Here is a 6,372-nt window from a genome sequence, read left to right on the forward strand (position 1 = left end):
GCGGAATTGGAGCAAGTTTGCGGAATGAAAAACGAAGCGGAATTCAAAACTAAACAAAACAAGCGGAACGAATTATACATAAGAAAAAAGCACTAAAAGCTAACAACGTGTATAATTCATTACGGCGGATTTTCCTTGCGGAAAATCCCTCCACTTTTGCTATCTTTGGGTATTAACTCGGAAAAATCTTGACGATTTTTCCGTAACGAAATCATACACAAGACCGTTGTGGCTAATACAAGAACGAACTAAAAATTGAAATTAAATGGGGAAAATTATTTATTACGTAGCAAGTTCTCTAGACGGATTTATCGCAGGAAAAAATGACGATATAAGTCAATTTATACTTCAAGGAAATGGAGTTGAAAAATATCAAGAAGACCTCAAAGAATTTAAAACCGTAATAATGGGTAGAAGAACTTATGAATTCGGTTTTCAATATGGTTTAGAAGCGGGTCAACCTGCATATCCTAATATGGAACATTACATCTTTTCTGATTCAATGGAAATAGAAAATTTGGCAGAATCAGTTCATATTGAAAAAAAATCAATTGAAAAAGTGAAAGAGATAAAGGCAAACGCTAAAACGGATATTTATTTGTGTGGTGGTGGAGAATTTGCAGGTTGGTTGCTTGAAAATGGACTAATTGACAAACTAAAACTGAAACTAAATCCAATAATTTTAGGAGAAGGAATCAGAATATTTGGCAACTCAAAATGTTTTGCGAAATGGAATCTAATAGAAAATGAATCTTTTAACGATGGACTTCAAATATTGACATATGAACGAAACGAATAAAGTACTAGCCACAACAACGTGTATAATTAATTGCTAGTTCTAGCTTACTCGGAAAATCCTACGGATTTTCCTTTGGTTCGTTTCTTTTTGCTAAATTAGTTACTTAAACACGCAACGAAATCATACACACAAACGTTAGCAGCAAGCGCTCACTCAAAACCAAAATAGACTAAAATTTGACTTCTCAACAATTAAATATAGAAATGGAAGATGGAAGCATCGAAATGCTTAAAGAATACATAATTGATGAGGAATTTAAACTAAAATATAACGAGATAGAAGATGAATGGGATTACTTTCAAAACAATATTTTAGTACCTAAAAAATCAGGTAAGTTGTTTAAGTATTATTCTGCAAATATGAATAATATAGATTCTTTACTTAATCAATATTTTTACTTAACAAATCCAACTCATTTTAATGACCCATTTGATTGTAATGTAAATCTCGTTCCAGGTATTGACGAAGGAATTGAAAGAATTGAAGGGTTTAAAAAAAATAATTTCTCGAATGTTGGTGTAACTTGTTTTTCCGAAGTAATAGACAATCCTCTGATGTGGGCACACTACACAAATAATTATCGTGGATTTGTACTTGAATTTAAAGATAACGAAATAGCTGCTGAACCAAAGAAAGACCAAATATTAAGAAGCAGTCTTACTAAAGTAACTTATTTAAAAAAGTTAGTGCGAATTAGTCCAAAACTGCCTTTTGCATTGCATTATATGTTTTCAACTAAACACAAGCATTGGTCATATGAACAAGAATGGAGAATTGTATCTGAAATTGGAAAAAAACCTGTTGATAGATTTTTGAGATTTAAAAACGAAATGGTGAAGGCTATTTACATTGGACATTCTTTATTAGATGAGAATTCAAGTGAATTAAGACTTATTCTCAATGCTCATCAATTTGTTTATCCTAAAGTACCTTTATATGTAGTTTACCCAAATTTCAATGAATTTACAATTGTAAAGAAAGAATTCAAAGATGTTTACAAAAGAACTAAATGAAAAAAGCCAGCTGCTAACACCGTGTATAATTCATTGCTAGTTATAGCCTACTTACGAAAGTCCTCGCGGACTTTCTATCTGTGATTTATTTGCTAACTTTAGTGCTTAAACACGCAACGAAATCATACACAATCACGTTGTGTGTCATTAAAACGAACATCCAGAATAACATCATATTTATCCAAAAAAAGGAGATTGTCTATTAAATGGAAAAGCTAATAAAAGTCAAATTTTATAAAGAATGTATTCCCAAAAAAGGAATTTGGTATGACCATTCAGATACGCTCTTTATTTCTGTTATGAGAAAAAGCAATCCATATATTAGACGAAAATCAATTCCAACTGACAATAAAAAAGATAATGAATTAAGTGACTGGCATAGAATATGGCAATATGAAAAAATAGAGAAAATTTACGGTGTTGAAAAGTACGGAGTAAAATCTTATGAAATAACTATTAATATTGATGGAGAAAATCACAGAATAGATAGTGTTATTGAAAATATTGGAATTGAATTTCAACACACATTGTCAGTAGATTTAGAAGAAATGAATTTACGTTTTAATGCACATTCAAAATTTGGTTTTACACCATATTTAATGATTGACTTAACAAAATTTTCTACATCCGAATTTGACATTGCTCTTCAATCTAAAAAAAGAAACCCGCTAAAAACTAAATTATTAAAATGGTTAGATTCTAAACATTCTTTATCAAACAATCTATTTATAGATTTTAAAGATGGAATTTTCAGAATAGTTCCAACGATAAAAAAAGGATATATTAAAATTGAAAAAGAATATTTCTTAAACAATATCTTAAAGTTGGAAAATGATTTGATACAAGAAATTGAAAACAACGAAATATTAGTAAAAAAAGAACTCGAAAAAGAAAAACTTGAAAAGGAAAAAGAAAGATTAAATCTTTTAAAAATTCAAAAGGAAAAAAAACGAGAAGCAGAAACAAAAAAAATTAAAGAATTAGAAAGGGAAAAATATTATTATTACAGAGACGTATCTGTTAATCCCGACTTCAAATTTTTTAAACTATGCTTTAAAAACAGCATTATTAAACCGTATGTTTTACCTTATAAAAATGACATATTCATATATCACACTGACAAAGATATTGAAAATGGAATTTTAGAAAAAAATCATAATTATTTTTCAAAATATGGAGATACAAGTATTTTATATAGGACAGTTACTGAAATACTTGAGAATGAATATAAATATTTATGGGCTGAAATAATAATAAAGGAAAAACATAAAATAATCGCAGAATTTAAATGGGAAAAAGGGAAGAATGTTATTAAGAAACAGTCTGTTAAAGATGAAAATTTACCATTTTGATTAATAAAATAACGCCACACAACACCGTATATAATTTATTGCTAGTTCTAGCCTACTTACGAAAATCCTCGCGGATTTTCTATCTGGTGTTTATTTGCTAAATTAGGTGCTTAAACCACGCAACAAACCATATACAAACACGTTATACACAATACCTCAGAACCCACTCTTATGAAGATACCAAGTCTTATAATTTTATTTTTCACTATTAACTTCGTTTCAGCTCAAGACTTTGAAGGAGTCATTAGATATGGAGTAACAATAGAACCCATTGAAGATCTTGTTGAGTCTGATCAAAGAATGGAGGATATAAAGAAAATAAAGCGTAAAAAAGAAAGTGACTCTGCTTTAGTTGCTTATGTAAAGAATGATAAAATTTTAAAGTTTCTTTATAAACCTCTATCAATAAATATATATGAAAGGAATACGGAAACAATATACACTATTGAAAAAAATGATGACCACATCGGAAAAAGAAAACTAACAAATAGAGCAAGGCCAGATAGAAAGAAACCTGTAATAACAGCAGGAGACACCATAGCTAATATTAATAATTTCAGTTGTAAAACAATAGTATTTGATTATGGTTATTACACAATTACAGCCTATTATAATGAAGACCCTAAATATAAAGGAATGGGACAAGTCATATTTTTTGATTCTTTAACAGATTATGATATAAAGAATAGTCTTTTGAAAGATGCATTGATTGTGAGATATGTACAAAAATATGGAGATGTAAATACCTTCGTTGATTTATTGGATCTTAAAGAAGTTGAAGTTGATACCTCAATCTTTACAATCCCAAAGTATAAGAAAAGTAGAGAATATGATTACGATGATGACGATATATATCAATTTTATAAAATAGCAGACAAAACATATAAGTATCCAGATTTTAGCAAATTATAACTTCTTACTCTACTCTTTCGGTAAAGTGTATAACAACGTGTATAATTAATGCTCAACTCCTGCTTCATTTAAAATTTATATATTTAAAGAACCGATTTGCCTCGACTGAAAATCCTGCGGATTCTCAATCGCACAAATCATACACGAACACGTTATGTGCAAGCTAAAAAAAATTGATAGTTCATTTAAAATAATTATCTTTGATTCAAATTTTTTAAATTAAATGAAAGTACAAATAAAAAACTTAGGAGCTGTAAAAGATGCTACTATTGACTTAAGCAAAAAGTTGAATATATTTTGTGGAGGAAACAGCACAGGAAAAACATATATGGCTTATATTTTATATGCTATAACTTCTCTTGAAAATAAAAGTTTTGGTATTGGATTTGACAAAAAATACATTGACATTCTTATTGAAAATAATGAAGTAGAAATTCCTTTGAATATATCTCAAATGTATGATTTTAAGCAAAGTGAAAATAAAAAAATAAAACCAAATTTGTGGAAACTATTTTCAATTCCGGAAAGTAGTTCTAATGATTTCTTCTCTAAAACAGAAATCAACTTCAAAGAAAAAGAAAATGACTTTATTAACAGAATAAAGAAAATAAGGTTCAATGAACTTATAAAGTTTCATACATACACAATTAAATTAGAGAAAACTGAAGACGAAAAAATAAAGGTAATTCTTTTTGAAGAAACTATAAAAAACGAAGAATTTGTAAGGTATTTTGATATAGCATTTCTTTCAATATTATATGCTAAACTGATATATTACCCAATAATGTCATCTACAATATTTCCAGTAGAGAGAAATTCAATATTCACTTTTAACAAAGAACTTTCTATTAAAAATAATGAAAAATATGATTTAATCAAACAATTATCTTCAAACGAAGATTATAATCGTTTTGATTTATTATTCTCAACTTCAAACCGTTATCCACAACCAATTAGAGACTGTTTAAAGGTTGCAGATGATTTAGAAGCTATAAAAAAAACAAATAGTGTTTACTATGACTTTGCTATTGAAATTGAAAAAGAACTTTTAGATGGTAGTGTTGTTATTGGAAAAAATGGTAACGTTGAATTTTCAAGTAATAAGACGTCAAAGAAGAAAACACTTTCATTTCACCAAAGTTCATCAATAGTTAAAACTTTAGCAGGATTAGTTATTTACCTAAAACACACAGCTTTAAAAAACGATTTAGTAATTATAGATGAACCCGAATTAAATTTACATCCAGATAATCAAATAAAAATAACTCGAATAATTGCTCAATTAATTAATAAAGGATTAAATTTTGTTATCAGTACGCATAGTGATTATATACTCCGTGAAATAAATAACTTAATAATGTTATCTTCAAGTGATGATAAAATAAAATCTATAAAAAAAGAACATCATTTTAAAGATGGTGAATACATTAACAAAAAAGATATTAATGTCCATTACTTCTATTATAAGCTAAAAACGCAAGCAAGTGTAGATTTAATACCTGTAGCAGAATACGGATTTGACATTCCTTCAATTGATGCTGAAATAGAAAAACAGAATAATCTAACAAATGACCTTTTCTACACTCTTAAATACGGAACAAAAGAATAATATTTATGAGTAAATTAGATATTATTAATTCCATATTAAACGAGAACTTTAAAGACGAATCTGAATTTTTATCAGAAAAAGATAAAGATAAACACGGAAAAGACTTCGAAATGAAAAGGAAAATAATTGGTGGGAATCAATTAAGCTATTGTGTTTATAAATATGATGTAGCTAAAGATATTTTGCCTTTTTTTAAAACTACTGGTGTTACTGGTTTAAAAAAAATATGTGATTATTTATTATTCATTGAAGAAGGTGAACACCTCTTTGTATTTCTTATTGAAATGAAAAAAGGAACAGAATCGGCAAAAAGACAGCTTGACGCAGGTCAATGCTTTTCTGAATATATTATTTCAACTATAAACAGATTAAATCTTGATATTGGAATTTCAAATCAAAATCTTCATTTCCGAAAAATTAGAATTAGTGAATCTAAATCAAAGAAAGTAACTCTAAAAAAAGGAATTATTGAAAAAGAAAATGGAGTGATTGAACATCAACATCCGAATTGTTTTTTCATTCAGGAATATTTAACTTACTAAAGCCTGCACATAACACCGTATATAATTTATTGCTGGCTTCTCGCCTACTTACGAAAGTCCTCGCGGACTTTCTTGGTCGGTAATTATTTACTAAATTAGTTGCTTAAACCACGCAACAAACCATATACAAACACGTTGGCTCTAA

Annotated in this window: 6 protein-coding genes; all 6 read left to right on the top strand. The window is 28.2% G+C overall.

Annotation, left to right across the window (positions count from 1 at the left end; genetic code table 11):
• Positions 1-265 precede the first annotated feature (265 nt).
• The 6 genes from TD29_RS17000 to TD29_RS17025 all read left to right on the top strand — a co-directional run bounded on the left by TD29_RS17000 (position 266) and on the right by TD29_RS17025 (position 6,227).
• Positions 266-799 carry a dihydrofolate reductase family protein gene (locus tag TD29_RS17000; RefSeq protein ID WP_040282596.1) on the top strand — a complete coding sequence of 178 codons (534 nt, stop codon included), beginning with the start codon at positions 266-268 and terminating at the stop codon, positions 797-799.
• A 176-nt stretch (positions 800-975) separates the two neighbouring features.
• Complete coding sequence (locus TD29_RS17005) at positions 976-1,812, top strand: DUF2971 domain-containing protein (RefSeq protein ID WP_152611550.1); 837 nt, start codon at positions 976-978, stop codon at positions 1,810-1,812.
• A gap of 206 nt (positions 1,813-2,018) precedes the next feature.
• Positions 2,019-3,164, top strand: a complete 1,146-nt coding sequence (locus TD29_RS18590) for a hypothetical protein (protein ID WP_040282598.1) — start codon at positions 2,019-2,021, stop codon at positions 3,162-3,164.
• A gap of 171 nt (positions 3,165-3,335) precedes the next feature.
• A complete protein-coding gene (locus TD29_RS17015; RefSeq protein ID WP_040282599.1) occupies positions 3,336-4,076 on the top strand; it encodes a hypothetical protein in 741 nt (246 codons plus the stop codon).
• Between the two features lie 223 nt (positions 4,077-4,299).
• Entirely contained in the window at positions 4,300-5,685 is a 1,386-nt protein-coding gene (locus tag TD29_RS17020) for an AAA family ATPase (RefSeq protein WP_040282600.1), read from the top strand.
• 5 nt (positions 5,686-5,690) lie between these two features.
• Positions 5,691-6,227 (top strand): hypothetical protein, encoded by a 537-nt coding sequence (locus TD29_RS17025; RefSeq protein WP_040282602.1) that lies wholly within the window; start codon positions 5,691-5,693, stop codon positions 6,225-6,227.
• The last annotated feature ends 145 nt before the right edge of the window (positions 6,228-6,372 follow it).

Source organism: Psychroserpens damuponensis (genome assembly GCF_000826655.1).
GTDB lineage: Bacteria > Bacteroidota > Bacteroidia > Flavobacteriales > Flavobacteriaceae > Psychroserpens > Psychroserpens damuponensis.

Coding starts and splice junctions, on each gene's coding strand:
- TD29_RS17000 (WP_040282596.1), top strand. CDS start 266: ATGGGGAAAATTATTTATTACGTAGCAAGTTCTCTAGACGGATTTATC.
- TD29_RS18590 (WP_040282598.1), top strand. CDS start 2,019: ATGGAAAAGCTAATAAAAGTCAAATTTTATAAAGAATGTATTCCCAAA.
- TD29_RS17015 (WP_040282599.1), top strand. CDS start 3,336: ATGAAGATACCAAGTCTTATAATTTTATTTTTCACTATTAACTTCGTT.
- TD29_RS17020 (WP_040282600.1), top strand. CDS start 4,300: ATGAAAGTACAAATAAAAAACTTAGGAGCTGTAAAAGATGCTACTATT.
- TD29_RS17025 (WP_040282602.1), top strand. CDS start 5,691: ATGAGTAAATTAGATATTATTAATTCCATATTAAACGAGAACTTTAAA.